The organism is Apilactobacillus quenuiae (genome assembly GCF_002994005.1).
Classification (GTDB): domain Bacteria; phylum Bacillota; class Bacilli; order Lactobacillales; family Lactobacillaceae; genus Apilactobacillus; species Apilactobacillus quenuiae.
The window spans coordinates 183,653-201,684 of record NZ_POSN01000003.1 but is presented as its reverse complement, the minus strand read 5'-3'; the positions used below and the strand labels follow the sequence as shown (position 1 = coordinate 201,684).

The 18,032-nt window shown below is 30.2% G+C and carries 23 protein-coding genes and 1 riboswitch; of the genes, 12 read left to right on the top strand and 11 right to left on the bottom strand.

The annotated features are described in order from the left end of the window. Positions 1–127 precede the first annotated feature (127 nt). Complete coding sequence (locus C7N44_RS05150) at positions 128–1,351, top strand: MFS transporter (RefSeq protein ID WP_105956842.1); 1,224 nt, start codon at positions 128–130, stop codon at positions 1,349–1,351. Positions 1,352–1,396: 45 nt separating this feature from the next. On the opposite strand, the gene C7N44_RS05145 is transcribed toward C7N44_RS05150, so the two are convergent. Continuing rightward, positions 1,397–2,263 (bottom strand): N-acetylmuramoyl-L-alanine amidase, encoded by an 867-nt coding sequence (locus C7N44_RS05145; protein ID WP_105956841.1) that lies wholly within the window; start codon positions 2,261–2,263, stop codon positions 1,397–1,399. A 132-nt stretch (positions 2,264–2,395) separates the two neighbouring features. On the opposite strand from C7N44_RS05145, the gene C7N44_RS05140 reads away from it, so the two are divergent. The 6 genes from C7N44_RS05140 to C7N44_RS05115 all read left to right on the top strand — a co-directional run bounded on the left by C7N44_RS05140 (position 2,396) and on the right by C7N44_RS05115 (position 7,080). Continuing rightward, the gene (locus C7N44_RS05140; RefSeq protein WP_225362948.1) at positions 2,396–3,295 is read left to right on the top strand and encodes a metal ABC transporter solute-binding protein, Zn/Mn family; all 900 of its coding nucleotides are present in this window, start codon (positions 2,396–2,398) and stop codon (positions 3,293–3,295) included. Continuing rightward, complete coding sequence (locus C7N44_RS05135; RefSeq protein WP_105956840.1) at positions 3,282–3,947, top strand: metal ABC transporter ATP-binding protein; 666 nt, start codon at positions 3,282–3,284, stop codon at positions 3,945–3,947. The genes C7N44_RS05140 and C7N44_RS05135 overlap by 14 nt, the downstream gene beginning before the upstream one ends. Positions 3,948–3,955: 8 nt before the next feature. Continuing rightward, entirely contained in the window at positions 3,956–4,750 is a 795-nt protein-coding gene (locus C7N44_RS05130; RefSeq protein WP_105957000.1) for a metal ABC transporter permease, read from the top strand. Between the two features lie 79 nt (positions 4,751–4,829). Then, complete coding sequence (locus C7N44_RS05125) at positions 4,830–5,555, top strand: hypothetical protein (protein WP_105956839.1); 726 nt, start codon at positions 4,830–4,832, stop codon at positions 5,553–5,555. A 97-nt stretch (positions 5,556–5,652) separates the two neighbouring features. Continuing rightward, the gene (locus tag C7N44_RS05120) at positions 5,653–6,579 is read left to right on the top strand and encodes a GH25 family lysozyme (protein ID WP_105956838.1); all 927 of its coding nucleotides are present in this window, start codon (positions 5,653–5,655) and stop codon (positions 6,577–6,579) included. 15 nt (positions 6,580–6,594) lie between these two features. Continuing rightward, positions 6,595–7,080 (top strand): hypothetical protein, encoded by a 486-nt coding sequence (locus C7N44_RS05115; RefSeq protein ID WP_105956837.1) that lies wholly within the window; start codon positions 6,595–6,597, stop codon positions 7,078–7,080. Between the two features lie 50 nt (positions 7,081–7,130). Here the strand turns inward: C7N44_RS05115 and C7N44_RS05110 are convergent, their stop codons facing one another. The 3 genes from C7N44_RS05110 to scrK all read right to left on the bottom strand — a co-directional run bounded on the left by C7N44_RS05110 (position 7,131) and on the right by scrK (position 9,685). Then, on the bottom strand, positions 7,131–7,523 hold the full coding sequence (locus C7N44_RS05110; protein ID WP_105956836.1) for a VOC family protein: 393 nt from the start codon (positions 7,521–7,523) through the stop codon (positions 7,131–7,133). A 19-nt stretch (positions 7,524–7,542) separates the two neighbouring features. Further along, positions 7,543–8,544 carry a zinc-dependent alcohol dehydrogenase family protein gene (locus C7N44_RS05105; RefSeq protein ID WP_105956835.1) on the bottom strand — a complete coding sequence of 334 codons (1,002 nt, stop codon included), beginning with the start codon at positions 8,542–8,544 and terminating at the stop codon, positions 7,543–7,545. Between the two features lie 262 nt (positions 8,545–8,806). Continuing rightward, positions 8,807–9,685: a fructokinase ScrK gene (scrK, locus tag C7N44_RS05100; protein ID WP_105956834.1), complete on the bottom strand. Its 879-nt coding sequence runs from the start codon at positions 9,683–9,685 to the stop codon at positions 8,807–8,809. 199 nt (positions 9,686–9,884) lie between these two features. Between scrK and C7N44_RS05095 the strand changes: the two genes are divergently transcribed. The 5 genes from C7N44_RS05095 to C7N44_RS05075 all read left to right on the top strand — a co-directional run bounded on the left by C7N44_RS05095 (position 9,885) and on the right by C7N44_RS05075 (position 13,120). Beyond that, positions 9,885–10,268 (top strand): fluoride efflux transporter FluC, encoded by a 384-nt coding sequence (locus C7N44_RS05095; RefSeq protein ID WP_105956833.1) that lies wholly within the window; start codon positions 9,885–9,887, stop codon positions 10,266–10,268. After that, the gene (locus C7N44_RS05090; RefSeq protein WP_105956832.1) at positions 10,265–10,618 is read left to right on the top strand and encodes a fluoride efflux transporter FluC; all 354 of its coding nucleotides are present in this window, start codon (positions 10,265–10,267) and stop codon (positions 10,616–10,618) included. Before C7N44_RS05095 ends, C7N44_RS05090 begins: the two co-directional genes overlap by 4 nt. 131 nt (positions 10,619–10,749) lie before the next feature. Beyond that, on the top strand, positions 10,750–11,337 hold the full coding sequence (locus C7N44_RS05085) for a TetR/AcrR family transcriptional regulator (protein WP_105956831.1): 588 nt from the start codon (positions 10,750–10,752) through the stop codon (positions 11,335–11,337). 14 nt (positions 11,338–11,351) lie between these two features. Beyond that, positions 11,352–12,419: an ABC transporter permease gene (locus C7N44_RS05080; protein ID WP_105956830.1), complete on the top strand. Its 1,068-nt coding sequence runs from the start codon at positions 11,352–11,354 to the stop codon at positions 12,417–12,419. 5 nt (positions 12,420–12,424) lie between these two features. Further along, positions 12,425–13,120, top strand: coding sequence for an ABC transporter ATP-binding protein (locus C7N44_RS05075; RefSeq protein WP_105956829.1), 696 nt, complete (start codon positions 12,425–12,427; stop codon positions 13,118–13,120). 70 nt (positions 13,121–13,190) lie between these two features. Here the strand turns inward: C7N44_RS05075 and C7N44_RS05070 are convergent, their stop codons facing one another. From C7N44_RS05070 to C7N44_RS05040, 7 genes are all read right to left on the bottom strand, one after another. Further along, entirely contained in the window at positions 13,191–13,745 is a 555-nt protein-coding gene (locus C7N44_RS05070; RefSeq protein ID WP_105956828.1) for a cysteine hydrolase family protein, read from the bottom strand. Between the two features lie 16 nt (positions 13,746–13,761). Then, on the bottom strand, positions 13,762–14,250 hold the full coding sequence (locus tag C7N44_RS05065; protein WP_105956827.1) for a cupin domain-containing protein: 489 nt from the start codon (positions 14,248–14,250) through the stop codon (positions 13,762–13,764). A gap of 59 nt (positions 14,251–14,309) precedes the next feature. Continuing rightward, positions 14,310–15,620 carry an NCS2 family permease gene (locus tag C7N44_RS05060; RefSeq protein ID WP_105956826.1) on the bottom strand — a complete coding sequence of 437 codons (1,311 nt, stop codon included), beginning with the start codon at positions 15,618–15,620 and terminating at the stop codon, positions 14,310–14,312. Positions 15,621–15,724: 104 nt separating this feature from the next. After that, the gene (gene thiW, locus C7N44_RS05055) at positions 15,725–16,243 is read right to left on the bottom strand and encodes an energy coupling factor transporter S component ThiW (protein WP_105956825.1); all 519 of its coding nucleotides are present in this window, start codon (positions 16,241–16,243) and stop codon (positions 15,725–15,727) included. A 72-nt stretch (positions 16,244–16,315) separates the two neighbouring features. Next, positions 16,316–16,404, bottom strand: a riboswitch (TPP riboswitch). Between the two features lie 77 nt (positions 16,405–16,481). Then, positions 16,482–16,613: a hypothetical protein gene (locus C7N44_RS08145; protein WP_263851161.1), complete on the bottom strand. Its 132-nt coding sequence runs from the start codon at positions 16,611–16,613 to the stop codon at positions 16,482–16,484. A 26-nt stretch (positions 16,614–16,639) separates the two neighbouring features. Beyond that, positions 16,640–17,044 carry a VOC family protein gene (locus C7N44_RS05050; RefSeq protein ID WP_105956824.1) on the bottom strand — a complete coding sequence of 135 codons (405 nt, stop codon included), beginning with the start codon at positions 17,042–17,044 and terminating at the stop codon, positions 16,640–16,642. Between the two features lie 661 nt (positions 17,045–17,705). Continuing rightward, positions 17,706–18,032: a putative quinol monooxygenase gene (locus C7N44_RS05040; protein ID WP_105956822.1), complete on the bottom strand. Its 327-nt coding sequence runs from the start codon at positions 18,030–18,032 to the stop codon at positions 17,706–17,708.

The window sequence follows — 18,032 nt, the reverse complement described above, 5'->3', positions numbered from 1 at the left end:
AATTTAAAATTAAACTTGCAATCTAAAAAAATATAGCGCATAATTTTTGAAGAATAAAATATCTGATTCATAGATATTGCAAAAAAATAATGAATGTCTGCGAGCATTCGTTTTGGAGGAATTGAATATGGAAAACACGCGAAAAAGCCACGCTTTAACGTCGAAAAACCAAAAATGGGTGATTGCATCAACTTCGATTGGTCAAATGTTAGAAAGTATGGATATATCATTTATCTCTTTTACTTTGACTTCAATTATTGCAAGTTTACACATTTCTTCAGCAGCCGCTGGAATGTTGTCAACAATCACTACATTTGGGACGTTATTGGGTGGTATTTTATTTGGTCTTTTAGCTGATCGCTATGGTCGAGTTAAAATCTTAACTTATACCATTTTCATTTTTGCTTTTGCCACTGCAGGAGTCGTCTTTGCTAAAGACTTTACAACCTTATTAATTTTAAGATTCTTAGTTGGCTTAGGTGCTGGTGGTGAGTATGGAGCCGGCGTAGCAATGATTTGTGAAAGTTTCCAAAAGAAACAATTAGGTAAATCAGTTTCTATCTCAATAATTGGTGGTCAATTAGGTTCAATTGTTGCAGCTCTATTGGCAGCTTTTATGGTGCCAATGTTTGGCTGGCGAGCATTATTCTTAGTTGGCATTATTCCAATCTTCTTTGCATTTATAATCAGAAGACATTTAAAAGAAAGTCCAGATTTCATAGCAGCAATGTCGAATACTAAGAGACGTCCTAAAGTTTCAATTAAGAAGTTATTTTCGACACCTAAAATTACTTATCAAACCTTGGCACTAAGTACAATGGTTATTGTGCAAATTGCTGGTTACTATGGTTTAATCAATTGGTTGCCATCAATTATGCAAAAGCAACTTGGATTAAGTGTTTCAGGATCATCATTATGGATGATTGTTACGATTACTGGAATGAGTGCTGGAATGTTAACCTTTGGCATCATCTTAGATAAGCTAGGGCCACGTAAAGCTTTTGGAATCTTCTTGTTGATTGCTGCTTTTGCGGTATATGGACTTACAATTGCAGTTAATGGTTTTACATTATTGTTAGCAGCTACAGTTGTCGGTTTCTTTTCTAACGGGATGTATGGTGGCTATGGAGCAATTATTAGTCGACTATACCCAACAGAAATTAGATCAACTGCCAATAACTTTATTATGGGAATTGGGCGTGCAATTGGTGGTTTTTCACCATTCGTGATTGGATTATTAATGGAAAGCCATTCATTATTTATGATTATGGGAATGCTATCATGTTTATATATCTTTAGCTTTATTGTCATGATGTCCATTTCATCTTTAAAGAACTTATCTAAAAACTAATATCAAATAAATAACCACTTAGGTATAAGACCTAGGTGGTTATTTTTATTCATTAAAGTATTTATTAATTGATTTTCCAACTTGATTAGCAACAGTTTCTTGATAAGAATCGCTTCTAATGTATTGCAAATCATGATTACTATCCATAAATCCCATTTCTAGTAAAATAGCAGGTTGTTTATTTTCACGTAAAACATAATAGTCACCCATTGAAACGCCACGACTATGTAATGGCAAGTCAAAGCCTTCATTTACTTTATTGGCAACGCCATCAGCATTAGGATGGTATTTATATACACCAAAACCACTGGCGTTACCATCACCATTTGCAGAATCAAAATGGAAGCTAACAAATAGATCAGCTTTTACATAATTAGACAATCGAGTCCTTTGTCCTAAGCTAACGTATTTATCTGAATCTCGAGTCATAATTACATTGGCATTCATTTTTTTAAGGCGGCTGACAACTTTATTAGCCATTTTTAAAGTATAAGTCTTTTCCATATATTGTTGATTTGCGGATAAAGTTCCAGAATCAGAGCCACCATGTCCAGGATCAATTACAATGGTAGCTTCATCAATTTTGTTACTGTTTTTCGAATTATAATCTTTTTTATCTAATAACCATGATGCAATCCAACCTTTATGATTATTGTACTTTACATACCACCAATTATTTTCACTACTTTTGATTATTTTTAAGTGTTGACCATACGGAACTTGCTCAATGATTTTTGATTGATCATTTGGTGCATTTCTCAAGTTCAAGCTTTCAGCTTCTACTTTTGGAGAGGATATCAATCTAGCTAATTCAATGATTAACATTATTAATAAAATCACTGATATGATTCCTCTGATTAGCCAAATTCTGAACGGGGCATTTTTAAAATCTATCCAAATTTGTTTAATCATTTAATTTACCTCGAATACTATTTAAATCTAATGCTTCATTAGAATAATTGTAATATATATATGTTAAAATTATGTATCAATTATGTGTAATTATCAATTAATTATATCTGGAATTATAAGGAGTATCTAACTTTGAAAAGTATTCGGAACTTATTTTATGTTGCGATGATGGTATTTTTTATGAGCATCATTTTAGTTGGATGTGGTAATAGTAACTTCGCTCACTCTAATAAAATGAAAATTGTCACCTCAACTGATATATATGGACAAGCAGCTAGCGCAGTTGCTGGAAGCAAGGCCCAAGTTACATCAATTATAAATAATCCTAATGTTGATCCACATGATTATCAACCAACAATTAAAGTTGCTGAGAATATTTCGAATGCGAATTTAGTCGTATATAATGGATTAGGTTATGATTTATGGATCGAACCGTTAACCCAGAATACAAAGCATCACACTAAATTATTAAATGTTGGTGCCGATTTACTCAATAAAAAAACTGGTGATAATCCGCATGTTTGGTATTTTAGTCAAACTATGATTAAGTTAACCAATAAAATTGCCCAAACTTTGAGCAACAAGGATCCAGTTAATAGAGAATATTATTTGAATAATGCACGAAAATACATTAAAACTTTTGTTCCTATTCAAAATAAAATTGCACAATTAAAAGCTAATAAGGGAAAAAAATTAGTCGATGTTTCAGAACCGGTTTTTGATTATTCATTAAATGAAATGGGTTATCAAATTAAAGATAATGGCTATTCCAAGGCAGTAGAAAACGGAACTGATCCGACTCCTGGTGAAATCAGATCAGTACAACTCGATATTATTCATCATAAAATTGCTTTTTTTGTTGAAAATACCCAAGCTAGTGATTCCATCGTTGATAATTTAGTTCAATTAGCAAAAAAACATAAAGTGCCAGTTGTTAAAGTTACTGAAACAATGCCAAGTAATACAACTTATCAGCATTGGATGCTGTCACAATACCAACAAGTAGAAAGGATACAAGATGAAAGAAAATAATCAACCGCTTTTGTCGGTTAACAATTTAAACGTTGCAGTTAAAAATCGTACCTTGATTAATAATTTATCATTTCAAATTTTACCAGCTACTTTAACCTGTGTTACAGGAGAAAATGGAGTTGGTAAAACAACCATGGTTAAAGCTATTTTAAAAAATTTTAATAAGCATAATACCGTCAAAGCTAATGTTAAACGCAGTCAGTTGAAGTATGTGCCACAATTTAGGAACATTGATAATGATTATCCTTTAACAGTAAAAGATTTTATTAGTTTAGGTTTACAACATTCAATGCTTCCTTGGTTAGGTAAAAATGAAAAAGCGTTAGTCAAAAAAGTTATTAAAATGACTAATTTGGAAGCTTTGGCTAAAACACCACTAGGTAATTGTTCCGGTGGTGAACAACAGAGAGTTTTCTTAGCACAAGCATTAGTTTCAGAACCAAAATTACTTATTTTAGATGAAAGTACCGCGAGCTTAGACAAAGAAGCAAAATTTTTATTGCTAGATGTGGTTAAACAAGTTATTAAAAAAACTAACACTGCAGTTATGTTTATTACCCACGATCCAGTTTTGGTGCAAACTTATGGTGACTATGATTTAAATATTTATAATCATCAAGGAACCATTTCCAAAATAAAGGGGGTAAAATAATGTTAGATATGTTTAGCTATCCATTTATGCAATATGCATTTATTGCTAGTTTTTTCATATCCATTTTATGTGGATTAATAGGAGTATTCGTTGTTGCTAGAAGAACAGCATTTTTTACTCATACACTATCTGAAATAAGTTTTTCTGGAGCTTCTTTTGGAGTGTTTTTAGGAACTAATCCCATTATTGGGATGTTAATATTCACCATTTTAAGTTCCTTGATGATTGGAACGGTGGGCTCGAAAGTCAGCCGTCGGGAATCATCAATAAGTGTGTTTTCAGTTTTATTTATTGGTTTAGGAATCTTATTCTTATCACTAGCTAATAGTCAATCTAGTTATGCTACTAATATCTTATTTGGTAGTATTGTGGGAATAAGTTTGGATAATGTAACAACTTTAGTTGCATTAAGTATTTTAATTATTTTAGTAATTATTTTGATTTATCGTAAATTAAAATACAATTCATTTGATGACATTGGAGCTAGTTTTAATTCTAGAGCTAATACTTTTGTTTCAATTGTATTTTTGATATTGTTGGCATGTACAGTTAGTGTCACAGCACAAATAGTGGGATCTTTATTGATCTTTGCTTTATTAACGATTCCAGCATCATCAGCTAAATATTTTGCCCATAGTATTTGGGGGATGATGTTATTATCCTTTATATTTTCATTAATTGGCACTTGGGTAGGTTTATACCTAAGTTTTATTACCAATTTACCAGTCAGTTTCTTTATTGCTTTAATTGAAACAATTATTTATATTATTGCAGTTCTTTACGATAAAGTAACAAGAATTTAACCTAAACTTTAAACAAATTGACTTGCACATTTGTTATACTGAATTTATAAATAGTTTTACAAGGAGATGCTCAATTTATATGAAAGCATGGAAGAAAATTGTACCTGCAATTGCCATTCTAGGCTTAGTTTTAACTGCCTGTGGTCAAGGTAACTCAGATAAATCATCAAAGAGTAGTGACTCACAAGAATCTAGTTCAAGCATGAAATCATCTAATTCTAGCTCAAGTGATTCAAGCTCTAGCAAATCATCTTCAGCTAATAGTTCTAGTAATACTACTAGTTCAAGCCATAATGATAGTAAATTAGGAAACGAAAAATTACCAAGACAAAATTCAGCTCAATCTAAAATTAGTGGTGACAAGGCTAACTATAATGTTAGATATTCAACGGATGGCTCAACATTAAATAAGAAGACCTATAGTAATACCAATGCTGCTAGTCAACAAGTAGGCTACCAAAGCAGCGACAGTACTAAGGGATTACCTTCAGTAGACTTAGGTTACAATGTTAAAGGTCATGAAGATCGTGGTGCTGGTCAAGCTTATGTAAGCACTAACTTTGGTAATTGGTCATTAGTATCACATGCTAATGTTGAAAATGGCGGTAACAAAGCAGTAGATAATGCTAAAGCAGCTGTTAAGTTTGTTCAAAGCAATTCATTACCTATTCCTCAAAGTAAAGGTAATATCCAAATTGAAAGTGATACTGAAAGCTCAGTTACTTGGCAAGAAGGAAATTCTGTTTACACAGTTAAGGCTCCTAATGCTACAGCTGCATTAAAGATGGCAGCTTCAATTAAATAATAATATCTATAATAGTCTATGACTCTTAGTGGTTTTTAGACTATTTTTTTGTTATACTTTCTTACCAATAATACTAAAAGGGACGTTGTGAATAATTATGGATAAAAATAATAAGATCTTAGCTTGTATTTCAACTGTATTTTTATGTATGCTTTTATTTGTATTTTTTGGTAAAACGAATGTAAACGCTAGTAGCCAGAATTATTCACCAGTAGCTTATGACATATCACAGTATCAAGGTTATTTAACTGATAATCAGTCTAAGAATCTCAAAAAAGAAGTTAAATTTGTTATTTTAAGAGTACAAGATGGTAGTTACAAGGATACCCAATTTGAACATAATGTTAAGTTAATGGATCGTTATAATATAAAGTATGGGGTTTATGGATATAGTGAATATAATAACCCATATCAAGCAAGGCAAGAAGCTCGTAGACTTTATACTTTAGCTAAGGGTGCATTGTTTTATGCAAATGATTTTGAAACTGGATTTAAAAACAATACTGATGCTTCAACTTTAGCTTGGGCTAGTGAGATGCGCGCTGTGAACGATGGCAAACCAATTGTATTATATGGATCTAAAAGTACATTAGATTTATTCAATAAAAATACTTTAAATGCATATAATAATATTTGGCTAGCTTCTTATTCTAAGTACATGCCTAATCCATCGTATAAATATGACCTATGGCAATATACTAATGTTTATCCTAGTGTATCATTGAGCCAAAAGGTTGATGGGAATACCATTCCATATGGCGGTAGAATAAATGATTTACTATATAGAAAAAACAACAAAAAACTTAATTTAAATCTTTATTATCATGTTAAAAATATGAGCTATATGAAGGTTATAAATAAAAATGGTGTTGATTTATATATTAATGGTAAAGTGCTTCGTAAAGCTAAGTATGGTGAAATTTTACCTATTAAATCATTTAAAGTTAAAAATGATCGGGTCATGGCAAAAGGGAATTTAGCAACATACACTGCTAATAAAAAATCAGTATCTATATATAAATAAAAGGGAAGTCTTTTAATGAATAACAATATTTATTTTAAATTATTATTAAGTGGAGTGATTATGGGATCATTAATTTTATCTGGTAATCAGTTAGCATTTGCTGCCAACAAAAATCATGTTGAAAGTAATCATCAACAAAAAGTAATGCATACAACGCATACTTATCATAGAACTATTAAGTTGGGCAATGAAAAAGTTTCATTGAATGATAAAGGATATTTAACAACTAATAAACATAAAAAAATATCCTTAAAAAAAATCATTGTTAACAATCCATCAAATTATAGTGCGCAGGTATCTAAGAAACATATGGATACTAAGTTTTATAAAGTAACTAAACATCAGAAACGTCGCTTTAGTCAATCTATTTCTTATTATGTAAGTATTTATGGCAAGGGTTTTAGCACAAAAGGTTGGATCTCAAGCAAATATGTTCATTTCAATCAAAAAGATTCAATTAAAAATAATAAAAAAACACCTTTATATGCAACACATCCATAAACACAAAAAAATAGCCTCCCAAATGGGAAGCTATTTTTTTCTATCAAATATTATTTAATGATTTGGCAGAATTCAATTTTTTCATGGTTAGGACCTTGAATATTGAAGAAACGAATACCATTGTCCCAGAAAGTAGGGATTGATTGGATTTCGTCATCTAAAACATTGAAACCTTGTTCTTTAGCAGCTTCGAATGCTTTATCAACATCAGTACAGTTCATAGAAAGATGGTTAATAGCACCATTTTCCATAGCAACTGGATCGCCTTCCCATGTTTCAATGGTTAAGTTACCATATCTCATGAATGCACAACGGTTTTCACCATTATGGAATGCGCCAGCTTGGTCAAAGCCTAATGCTTTGTAGAATTCAATTGTCTTATCTAAATCTTTTGAAGGGATTCCAACGTGTTGTAATCCATCAAAGTAATCGTTTAAAGCCATAATTTTATCCTCCAAATAATTAGTCAGAAACCTTAACTACACATTTACCTTTAAGGTCTGAAGTACCGTTTAGAACGCCTTCAACATCTTCTAGGCTGATAACATTATCAATAATGTCAGCAACATCTACACCCTTGCTTTGTAGTAATGCGATAGCATCTTCAAATGAATTAGGGTTAATGAATGCACCTTGGATAGTTAATTGTTTTTGGAATACTTCGTAAGTGTTCATTTCGAATTTTTGGTCAGGAGCACCAACACCGAACATTAATACTTGAGCACCCTTAACAGTTGCTTCAACAGCTTGTTCTTGAGTAGCAGGTTGACCAACAGCTTCGATAACAACATCGTATTCTGAAGGAATCTTTTCTTTAGTAGTGTTGATAACTTTGTCAGCACCAGTCTTTTCTTTTTCAGTAGCTAATTTGTCATCATGACGACCAGTTAAAGTAACTGATTTAACACCGTATGATTTTAGTAATTGAGCAAAGATTAGACCCATGAAACCATCACCAATAACTAGAGCGTTTTGGTAAGGTTTAATGCTTAATAAGTCCATACCGTGAACAGCACATGAAATTGGTTCACATGTAGCAGCTGATTTTAAATCAACACTTTCAGGTAATTTGTATACAACTTGTGTAGGAGCAGTGAAGTATTCTTCTAGGCCACCGTTTCTAGTAACACCAACGGCTGATAGGTTTTCACATAATTCAGGACGGCCAGTACGACAGTACTTACATTTACCACAGTAGATATTAGGGTCAACAGTTACACGGTCACCAACTTTGTAATCAGTAACGTCTGATCCAACAGCTGAGATAACACCTGAGTTTTCATGTCCTAAAACGATTGGAGGAACAGCTGGAGCTGAACCAGGAAGTCCATTATACAATGCGTAATCAGTACCACAGATACCAGCGTACTTAGCGTTTACAACAACTTCGTTAGCCTTTGGTTCAGGTTTTTCAGTATTTTGAATTTCTAATTGTTTCTTACCAGTTAAAACTAATGCTTTCATAATTCAAGATCCTTTCATATTGAATTTCAAGTTTATTAATTTCTTATGCAAAATAATTAATTAATCATTTCACAATCTTACAACTATTATGATAACTCATTTTTCAAAAAAAGAAAGCATTTTGTGGAAAATTTCTTGAAAAATAATCGATAAAAAATAAGCACATTAAGTAAATCTTTGCTATGAAAGGGTTTACAAGTTGTGCTTATTTTTAATTATTTATATATTTTTTTGTTAAAAATTACATTGTGCATAAATGCACTTAGTTTTTATCTATTAATGATGATGCTAATGCAAAATTACCATAAGTTGCGGAACCATTATCATCAATCAAAGGCATAATGATGTAATCATCAACATTATCAATCGTAATATAACCATTTAGTAGTTTTTCAAATTCGGCTCTTACTTTTTTAAGAAAAGTTTCACTGACTACTCCACCACCAAAAATAATCTTTGCTGGACGAAAAGTTAGTGTCATTTGAACTGCAGCCTGGGCAACGTAATATGCCATGATGTCCCAAACGTGATTAGTTAATGGAACATCTTGTCCTTTTTTACCGACCCTTTTTTCAAAAGTAGGACCAGAAACTAATCCTTCTAGACAATCCTTATGATAGGGGCAAATACCGCCAAAATTAAGGTCATCAGGATGACGTTTTAATTTTACGTGACCTAATTCTGGATGACCCATGTCGCCAATAAATTTTCCATTGATAATGATTCCAGCACCAACGCCAGTTCCAATTGTATAATAAACAATTGAGTCTAAATCTTTACCTTGTTTTTGAAAATTAATATATTCACCATACACAGATCCATTAACATCAGTAGTCCAATATATTGGAACATTAAAATTGTCCTTAATGATTCCTAAAAAGTTAACATTAGACCAACCTTCTTTAGGGGTATCAGTAATATATCCGTATTTTGATGATTTTTTTCTAATTTCAATAGGGCCAAAAGACGAAATACTTAAAGCCGCTAAATCTTTATATTTTTTAAAAAAATTAATTGTTTTTTCAAATGTTTCTTCAGGCGTTGTTGTTTTTATTATTGTACTATCAACAATTTGATAATCGTTATTACCAACAGCACAAACAAATTTAGTGCCGCCCGCCTCAATGCTGCCAAGTAGCATATATGAGTACTCCTTATGTGGTTTTTAATAATTTAATAATATTTTTTTAATTGTATTAATCTCTACCTTAATAATGATAGTTATTGCAAAGATAAATGTCAAAAGAAAAATGTGAATTGGTATAGTATGAAATACACAATGTTTTGTGGTATGTTATAAAATATTATTATATTTTGAATGAAAGAAGTGCGATTTGATTATGCGTAAAGTTATTTATATCTTTATTTTTGGCTTTATTGGCGGCATCTTGCGTGGCTATTTTACTTTAATATCTGGTAATAGTCATTTTATTGCGATAATTATTATAAACATCATTGGATCTTTTTTACTAGCTTTGATAACAGGAATATTGACCAAAATAATTGAACTTTCTGAAGCGCTTATTAGTGGAATTAGTATGGGACTAATTGGTGGATTTACAACTTTTTCAACTTTTTCATTTGATAGTGTTAACTTATTAATTAATCATGAAATTGGTCTAGGTATTATATATATATTAGTAAGTTTATTAGGCGGTTTAATATTTGCTAATTTGGGCAATTCATTAGGCAACTTGATTATAACTAGAGGTGAAAGTAAATGATACTTAACGTTTTGACGGTAGGGTTGGGTGCTTCAATTGGCTCTGTACTTCGATTTATAACAACTAAGTTTTTTAAGGATACTTTTAAAAGTATCTCTTTTCCAATAGCCACTATATTTATTAACATTTCAGGATCGTTTTTATTAGGATTGATTAATGGGCAATTACCTAAAACCAGTTTCTGGACAGCTTTTTTTATCGCAATTATTGGTGGATATACAACTTTTTCTACATATATGAATGAAACTGTTCAGATGAATCTTAAAAATAAAATGATGGCAATCCTTTATTACTTTATAACAGCATTGCTAGGAATATTGGCTGCTTTCATGGGATATATACTTTTCTAATTCATTATTTTAGATTAGATTTTTACAAATTCTAATCTTTTTTAATTTAAATGTGTTGACACGGTGTCACTATCGACATAGAATATAAAATGTAAATTAAGTGACACAGTGTCACATTAGGAGATGGCAAAATGCCTACTAAAACTTTTGAGAATTTAAATGAAGAAAAAAAGAAGCAAATTTTTAATTCATTATTAAATGAATTTTCAGAATACAAATTATCGAAAGCACAGGTTGCAAGAATTATAAAAAGTTGTGGTATTGCTAGAGGCTCTTTTTATAAATATTTTAATGATATTAATGACAGTTATCATTATGTTTTAGAAACGGTTTTGCATGAAGTGCATTTTGATGTTTTCGAACAAATCAAAAAAGAAAATGATAATACTTTAAATGCATTTTATGAAGCCACATTAAAATTTATAAATAAAATTGATAATTCTAAATATAGAAATTTTTACAAAATATATATTGAATACAACCAATATGATCTTAAGCAAAGCAATTATGATTATCACAAATTAAGTAAGAATAATTTAATTTTATTAGTTGATGGTCAAAATATAAGTGATACTAGTAAAATTATTACTATTTATAAATTTGTCACAATGGCTGCGCATGCAACTATTAAAGAGATTTTGATGGATGCAGATAAAGAGCAAGTTTTATCCGATTTTAAAATATATTTACGAGTAATTAAGAATGGTTTAATTGATTAAGGAGTTGTTAAATTATGTTCTTATCTATTAAGGAAATGAAGAAGAATAAATTAAGATATGGATTAATTGGATCAGTAATTATCTTAATTGCATACTTAATTTTTGTACTAACAGCTTTGGCTAATGGTTTGAGCAGTTCTAACCGCCAAGCCATTGATACTTGGAATGCTAGTAATATTGTTTTAAATGCGGATGCAAATGGTTCATTAACGCAATCTACTCTTACCAATAGGCAGTCTAAATCAATTAAAGCTGGTAAAAATAGAGCAAATATTACTCAATTATCAGCAAATGTTCAAAACCTTAAAAAAGGTGATAAAACAGGCGTACAAATTTTAGGAATCAATAAACAACAATATATATACAATGATTTAAATATTGTAAAAGGGCGTAAATTTAAAAATGCCAAAGAAGTAGTAGTTGATCAAAACTTGATTAATGAAAATCATTATCATCTAGGACAACTAATTACTATGGGTAATAATTCACCTAAATTTAAAATTGTGGGTGTTACTAAAAACGCCAAATTAAATGTCGCTCCAGTAATTTATGGAGCTGAAAATGATATTCAAGCGTTTAAATTTGGCAATAATAAAATTAAAAATATTAGTGCAATCGTAACCAAAGATAAAGTTACAAATGTAGCAAGTGGGACACAAGTTTTATCGATTAATGATTTTATTCAAAAATTACCTGGATATAGTGCACAAAATAATACCTTTACCTTTATGATTGTTTTCTTGCTATTAATTACATTATTTATTATTGCAATTTTCTTATATGTATTAACGATGCAAAAGATTCCGTTCTTTGCTGTGATGAAAATCCAAGGAATTGCAAACAGCTATCTAATTAAGAACATTATTAGTCAAGCAGTTATCATATCTGTTATTGGGGTAGCAATTAGTGGTGGTTTAACACTTATCACAGCGTTATTAATGCCAGCAGCAGTGCCAATGACATTTAATATGATGTTAATTTTAGGAACGGCATTACTATTGGTTGTGATGGCAATTATTGGATCAATTATTCCAATGCGTACAGTAACCAAAATTGATCCGGCAACAGTGATTGGAGGTTAATGAAGATGAAAATGATTGAATTAAACCAAATTAATAAAATTTATGGCACTAAGTTAAGCAAAACAACCGCTTTATCTGGTATAACTTTTAGTGCTGATCAGGGTGAAATGATAACAGTTACTGGTCCTTCAGGGTCAGGTAAAAGTACTTTTATTAAAATTTTAGGTGGTATTTTATCACCAACTTCAGGATCAGTTAAAATTAATGGACAAGATTATGAATCATTATCTAAAAAAGCACAAAGTAACTTTAGGTTAAACAATATTAGTTTTGTGCTTCAATCATATAATTTGCTTCCATATCTTAAAGTTAAAGATCAATTTGAACTAGCTAATCGTGTAAAAGAACATAATAATATTACTAAATCTTCATTTGATGGTTTAATTGACGAGTTAGGCTTGAAAGATTTATTAAATCACTATCCAGATGAATTATCAGGTGGACAACAACAAAGGGTAGCGATTGCACGAGCAGTTTATACTAATCCGAAAATTATTTTGGCTGATGAACCTACGGCTGCTTTGGATGGTAAAAGGGCAATTGAAGTTATGGAACAATTTAGAAAGTTAGCACATGACCAAAACAAATTAATTATCTTAATTACACACGATGATAGATTAATTAAATATGCTGATAAAAATTATCAAATTGTTGATGGAAAAGGTCAATTTATCAGTGTTGACGAAAAGAGCTTAGTTTAAAAATGATTTATTTAATGTAAAAAATAGAACTTTCAATGTTAATTGAAAGCTCTATTTTTGTTTTTATATTCTATTTTCTAATAGTTGCTCCTAATGAATTTTTAAAATGATTTAAAGAAAATTCCTGTGCAGCTTCACTAGTGGCAGCGACACCATTTTCATGAATTACGATATTATAGTTTAAATTATATGCATCAATTGCAGTGTGTAAAACACAAATATCAGTACATACACCAACTAAATGTATAGTTTTAATGTTTCGTTCGCGTAATCTTAAATCTAGGTCAGTTCCGGCAAAAGCACTGTATCTAGTTTTGTCATACATATAAACTTGGGCATCATCTTTATGTTGATCATACCATGTCTGAAGCTTGCCATAGAATTCATGTCCCCAAGTATTAGCTAGGTTATGTGGGGGAAATAATTTAGTTTCGGGATGATAGGGATTATCTTTTTTATGCAAATCGGTGGGTAAAATAACCCAATTATCTTTTTCAACAAATTGATTAGCTAAGTTAATAATGTAATCTTCTAATTTTTGTCCAGGTTTACCCACTGTTAAGGCACCTTTGTCATCTACAAAATCATTAGTGTAATCAATAATTAATAGGGCTTCTTTATACATAATATTTTCTCCTTAATTAATCAATTGTGAGTCTCTCAATTAGATTTTTTAAACTAGGATGTTGTTTTATTAATTCTTTTTTTCTTAATAAAATGAAATCATTATAGCTGAATCCAGGTGAAACCATACAACTTACAAGGCAAAAACTATCTTCATTTATTTCAGATGCAAAAATTGTATTCTTAGGTACTTTAAATTGTAGTACTTGACCATTCATAATATCTTTCCCTAATTGGACTTTATAATATTTTCCTTGAGGTGAAATACAATGAATAGTGATTGTATTGCCATCATGATAGTACCAAAGTTCGTCATGATTTAATTTATGAAAATGAGATGGACTATTTTTATCTAGTAAAAAGTAAATTGAAGTGTAGAAGTACCGCTGATCCTTGCTATCATCGTCAAAAAAATTGTTTTCACTATGATATGTTTCCTTGTACCAACCACCTTCTGGATGAGGGCCTAAACATAACTTATCAATATATTCTTGTTTTTTATTCATAAAAATAAACTCCTATAAAATTATATAAAAAATACCCTTTATTGGGTATTTTTTATATATTATTCACTTAATAACCAGAAAAAGATAATGAAGATAATTGCTAATGAATACATAAACGCATTAACTTCTTTACCACGTTTAGCAGCAATCATAGATAATGGATAAGTAATAAATCCTAAAGCAATTCCATCTGAGATACTGTATGAAAGAGGCATCCCCAAAACAATTAAGAATGAAGGGGCCGCCAATTCAAATTTTTCCCAATGAATATCTTTTAATGAACTAGCCATTAAAACACCAATAATGATTAGTGCTGGTGCGGTCACTTGATCAGTGATGACACCTAATAATGGAGAGAAGAAAGTTCCTAGAATAAACATAATTCCAGTAATAATAACTGTAAATCCTGAACGACCACCAACGGCAATTCCGGCAGATGATTCAACGAAAGCCCCCATAGGAGAAGTTCCTAATAATGAACCACCTAACATAGTAGTAGAATCAGCAGCTAGTGCACGGCCAATTCTTGGAATCTTGTTGTCTTTAATGAAACCAGCTTGTTGTGCTAAACCAACTAAAGTACCAGCAGTATCGAAAAATGATACTAGTAAGAAGGTAAATACAACAATCCATAATTTAACAGTATTAATATCACCAATGTGTGAGATACAAGCTAAGAAAACTGGTTTAATACTTGGAATGCTTGAAACAATTTGATGAGGCATTGCGATTAATCCAGTTATCATACCTAAAATGGCAGTTGCAACCATGCCAATAAAAATGGCTCCAGGAACACGAGCACTCATTAAAACAATTACTAAGATAAGCCCAAATATTGTAAGCCAAGTAGTGCCTGTATGAAATGAGCCTAGTGTCACAAGAGTACTTTTATCAGCAACAATCATGCCACCTTGATTTAATCCTAGAAAAGCAATGAATAAACCAATTCCACCAGCAATTGCACTTTTTAGATCGGTAGGAATGGCATCAATGATTTTTTCTCTTAATTTAAATGCAGTTAAAATAATGAAAATAACAGCGGCGATGAATGTACCCGCTAAAGCAGTTGGCCATGGAACTTTCATCCCCACACAAACTGAATATGCAAAGAATGCATTCATTCCTAAGCTAGTAGATAAAGCAATTGGATAATTAGCAATAATTCCCATTAAGAAACAACCAAGGGCAGTTGCCAAAGCAGTTGATGTAAATACTGCTCCTTTATCCATTCCAGCAGCTCCTAAAACATTAGGATTTAGGAAGATGATATATACCATTGAAACAAAAGTGGTAATACCTGCTAATGTTTCCTTTTTGTAATTGGTACCTAATTCATTAAAATGAAAAAAGTCAGCAATTTTGTTAATCATTATGTAATCTCTCCTTTTATAGTTCGCCTTTTAGGTAAATTATATGATAATTTTACCATATAAATATCAATAATTCATTATTTACGAACTATATATGGAAATAATTAATAATTATTACTAAAATAAGTATTCGCTTTCTTAAAAGAATTAATTTTAGACAATTTTATTAAAATTAAATAGGCGATAATTGATCCTGAAATAGCACCACCAAAAAATTTAGGGGTAAACAAAAACCAGAAAATTTGGTTACTATTGCCAGTGTATATTACCATAATCGGGTAAGAAGCAAGAGATCCAATTAATCCAGTCCCAATAATTTCACCAACGATTGCTAAAATAGTTTTTTGACTGTATTTATAAAAAATACCCGCTAGGAGTCCGCCAAAAACAGCACCAGTAAATGCTAATGGTGGAATCCCTAAAAACAGCATCCGCATTAATGCGCAAGCAATTGCCATAATAACAGTATATGTGGGCCCCATTAAAACAGCTGCAATGACATTCATGACACTAGATATAGGAGTCATGCCCTCAATTCTAAAAATTGGTGATAATACAAAATCTAATGCAATCATCGTAGCTAGTACGACTAATCTTTGAACAGTATATTTTTCTTTATGCATAATTTATCCTCCATTTGGAGGGCAATTAACTGTAATATTAAATAAAAAAGCACTACCAAAAAAGATAGCGCTGCCAGTAACATTTTATTGTCCTTTCGCCAGCATTACCTGGATCAAGTTTCTGGGTATAATCTCAGCCAAAAGCACCCCATATAATTATTAGTATAAATAAACAGTATATAATTATTATATTAAAGTCAAAGAAAACAACTTTATTTTTTTAAAGTAGTTCTTTGAACTATAAAATCAATGGATAATATTTTTTATTAGTCATCATTATGTATGCGGCTTTTACCATTTCTGCTAAATCATTAATTTGAATGCCGGTGATTTTTTCTAAAGTTTTTATATCTGGTAATAATATATTCATATATTTCGCCCCTTTTTGCTTTTTATTTATCTAATAAATCTATCATTGTAATTAGATATTTCTACTAAATTTTTATCAGGATCTCTCAAATAAATCGATGTAATCGATCCCATAGCTCCATGCTTATTTTCAGGACCTTCGATAATCTTAATTTTTTTATCATTTAATTCTTGAATGACCTTTTTAATGGGAGTTTCTGAAATTAAACATAAATCTTCTGATCCAGGTGTTGGTAAGTCAGCTTTCGGATTAAATTCATTATTTATCTCATGTAAATTGATTTTCATGTTACCAAATTTTAGTGCATATCTTTTTCTATTATCTGTTTCAAATATTTCTTTTTGCATATTAAGACCATTTACATAAAAACATAAACTTTTTTTAATATCTTTTACAGTTAAAACTATATGATCAATTGATTTAATTTTCATAAATAATCCTCCTTATACAAATTTTAATATATTATGTATAATTACTAAAATAATTGAATTTTAGAGGGAAATCTTTATTAATAAATTTCATTTTAAATAATATTCAAATTGAAAAAATTGATGATAATATTTATAAATTAAACTTGGGATGAAAGGGTGCAATTACATTATGAAAGAATTATATAAATACAGATATTGGATATTGTTTACGATTATTCTTTCTTTAGGCTTCTTTTTGGGCATTGTTGTGGGATTAAATGCAGTTAATAATTAAAAAATTTATTAAATTAGGAGTATCAATTCATGAAATTAAAACTATATTTATTTCGAATTACTTACTTATTATCTTTTTTTACTTTAGTATTGTTTACTTTCGTAAAAGATAACCATTTAATTGCAAGCATATTTGGTATCATATTCTTTTTTAATGGTTTTTATCTCTTTTATTTAGAAAAGTTAATTGAGAAAAAAGATATCAACTATAATAAAACATTATCATGTACAATTTGGCGACTATTATTGTTTCCGTGATTTATTATAATGTAATCTCTGCTTTCATTATTATATAAAAGAAAAAAATTATTATGAAATGACCCCCTAAAGTTATTTTCAAACAACTTTAGGGGGTCATTTTAGTAAGGTATCTTTTTTAATACTTTTATTATTTTTTAATAAATTTATAGTTCCTGGAATCAATATCTGTTTTTGTTAGTGATTCAATTTTCATCGTTAAATCATATTTTTCTCTTAATTTAGATATTTTTGTCATCATATTAGATTTATGATGATTATTTAAAGCATTTTGATTTTTCCATTCATCAATTAACAAAATGGTATTTTTATCATCTAATGATTGATAATATTTATAGCTTAAATTACCATTTTCTTTTCTAATAAGATTTGCTGTTCCTGAACTTTCCATTTCATTAGCAAATTTTTGTGCATCATCATTTTTACCAGTATAGAATAAATGAATAACGATACTCAT

Coding starts and splice junctions, on each gene's coding strand:
- C7N44_RS05095 (WP_105956833.1), top strand. CDS start 9,885: ATGCGTAAAGTTATTTATATCTTTATTTTTGGCTTTATTGGCGGCATC.
- C7N44_RS05085 (WP_105956831.1), top strand. CDS start 10,750: ATGCCTACTAAAACTTTTGAGAATTTAAATGAAGAAAAAAAGAAGCAA.
- thiW (WP_105956825.1), bottom strand. CDS start 16,243: ATGCATAAAGAAAAATATACTGTTCAAAGATTAGTCGTACTAGCTACG.
- C7N44_RS05075 (WP_105956829.1), top strand. CDS start 12,425: ATGAAAATGATTGAATTAAACCAAATTAATAAAATTTATGGCACTAAG.
- C7N44_RS05090 (WP_105956832.1), top strand. CDS start 10,265: ATGATACTTAACGTTTTGACGGTAGGGTTGGGTGCTTCAATTGGCTCT.
- C7N44_RS05135 (WP_105956840.1), top strand. CDS start 3,282: ATGAAAGAAAATAATCAACCGCTTTTGTCGGTTAACAATTTAAACGTT.
- C7N44_RS05110 (WP_105956836.1), bottom strand. CDS start 7,523: ATGGCTTTAAACGATTACTTTGATGGATTACAACACGTTGGAATCCCT.
- C7N44_RS08145 (WP_263851161.1), bottom strand. CDS start 16,613: ATGAATATATTATTACCAGATATAAAAACTTTAGAAAAAATCACCGGC.
- C7N44_RS05145 (WP_105956841.1), bottom strand. CDS start 2,263: ATGATTAAACAAATTTGGATAGATTTTAAAAATGCCCCGTTCAGAATT.
- C7N44_RS05080 (WP_105956830.1), top strand. CDS start 11,352: ATGTTCTTATCTATTAAGGAAATGAAGAAGAATAAATTAAGATATGGA.
- C7N44_RS05105 (WP_105956835.1), bottom strand. CDS start 8,544: ATGAAAGCATTAGTTTTAACTGGTAAGAAACAATTAGAAATTCAAAAT.
- C7N44_RS05115 (WP_105956837.1), top strand. CDS start 6,595: ATGAATAACAATATTTATTTTAAATTATTATTAAGTGGAGTGATTATG.
- C7N44_RS05040 (WP_105956822.1), bottom strand. CDS start 18,032: ATGAGTATCGTTATTCATTTATTCTATACTGGTAAAAATGATGATGCA.
- C7N44_RS05125 (WP_105956839.1), top strand. CDS start 4,830: ATGAAAGCATGGAAGAAAATTGTACCTGCAATTGCCATTCTAGGCTTA.
- C7N44_RS05070 (WP_105956828.1), bottom strand. CDS start 13,745: ATGTATAAAGAAGCCCTATTAATTATTGATTACACTAATGATTTTGTA.
- C7N44_RS05120 (WP_105956838.1), top strand. CDS start 5,653: ATGGATAAAAATAATAAGATCTTAGCTTGTATTTCAACTGTATTTTTA.
- C7N44_RS05150 (WP_105956842.1), top strand. CDS start 128: ATGGAAAACACGCGAAAAAGCCACGCTTTAACGTCGAAAAACCAAAAA.
- C7N44_RS05065 (WP_105956827.1), bottom strand. CDS start 14,250: ATGAATAAAAAACAAGAATATATTGATAAGTTATGTTTAGGCCCTCAT.
- C7N44_RS05130 (WP_105957000.1), top strand. CDS start 3,956: ATGTTTAGCTATCCATTTATGCAATATGCATTTATTGCTAGTTTTTTC.
- C7N44_RS05050 (WP_105956824.1), bottom strand. CDS start 17,044: ATGAAAATTAAATCAATTGATCATATAGTTTTAACTGTAAAAGATATT.
- scrK (WP_105956834.1), bottom strand. CDS start 9,685: ATGCTACTTGGCAGCATTGAGGCGGGCGGCACTAAATTTGTTTGTGCT.
- C7N44_RS05060 (WP_105956826.1), bottom strand. CDS start 15,620: ATGATTAACAAAATTGCTGACTTTTTTCATTTTAATGAATTAGGTACC.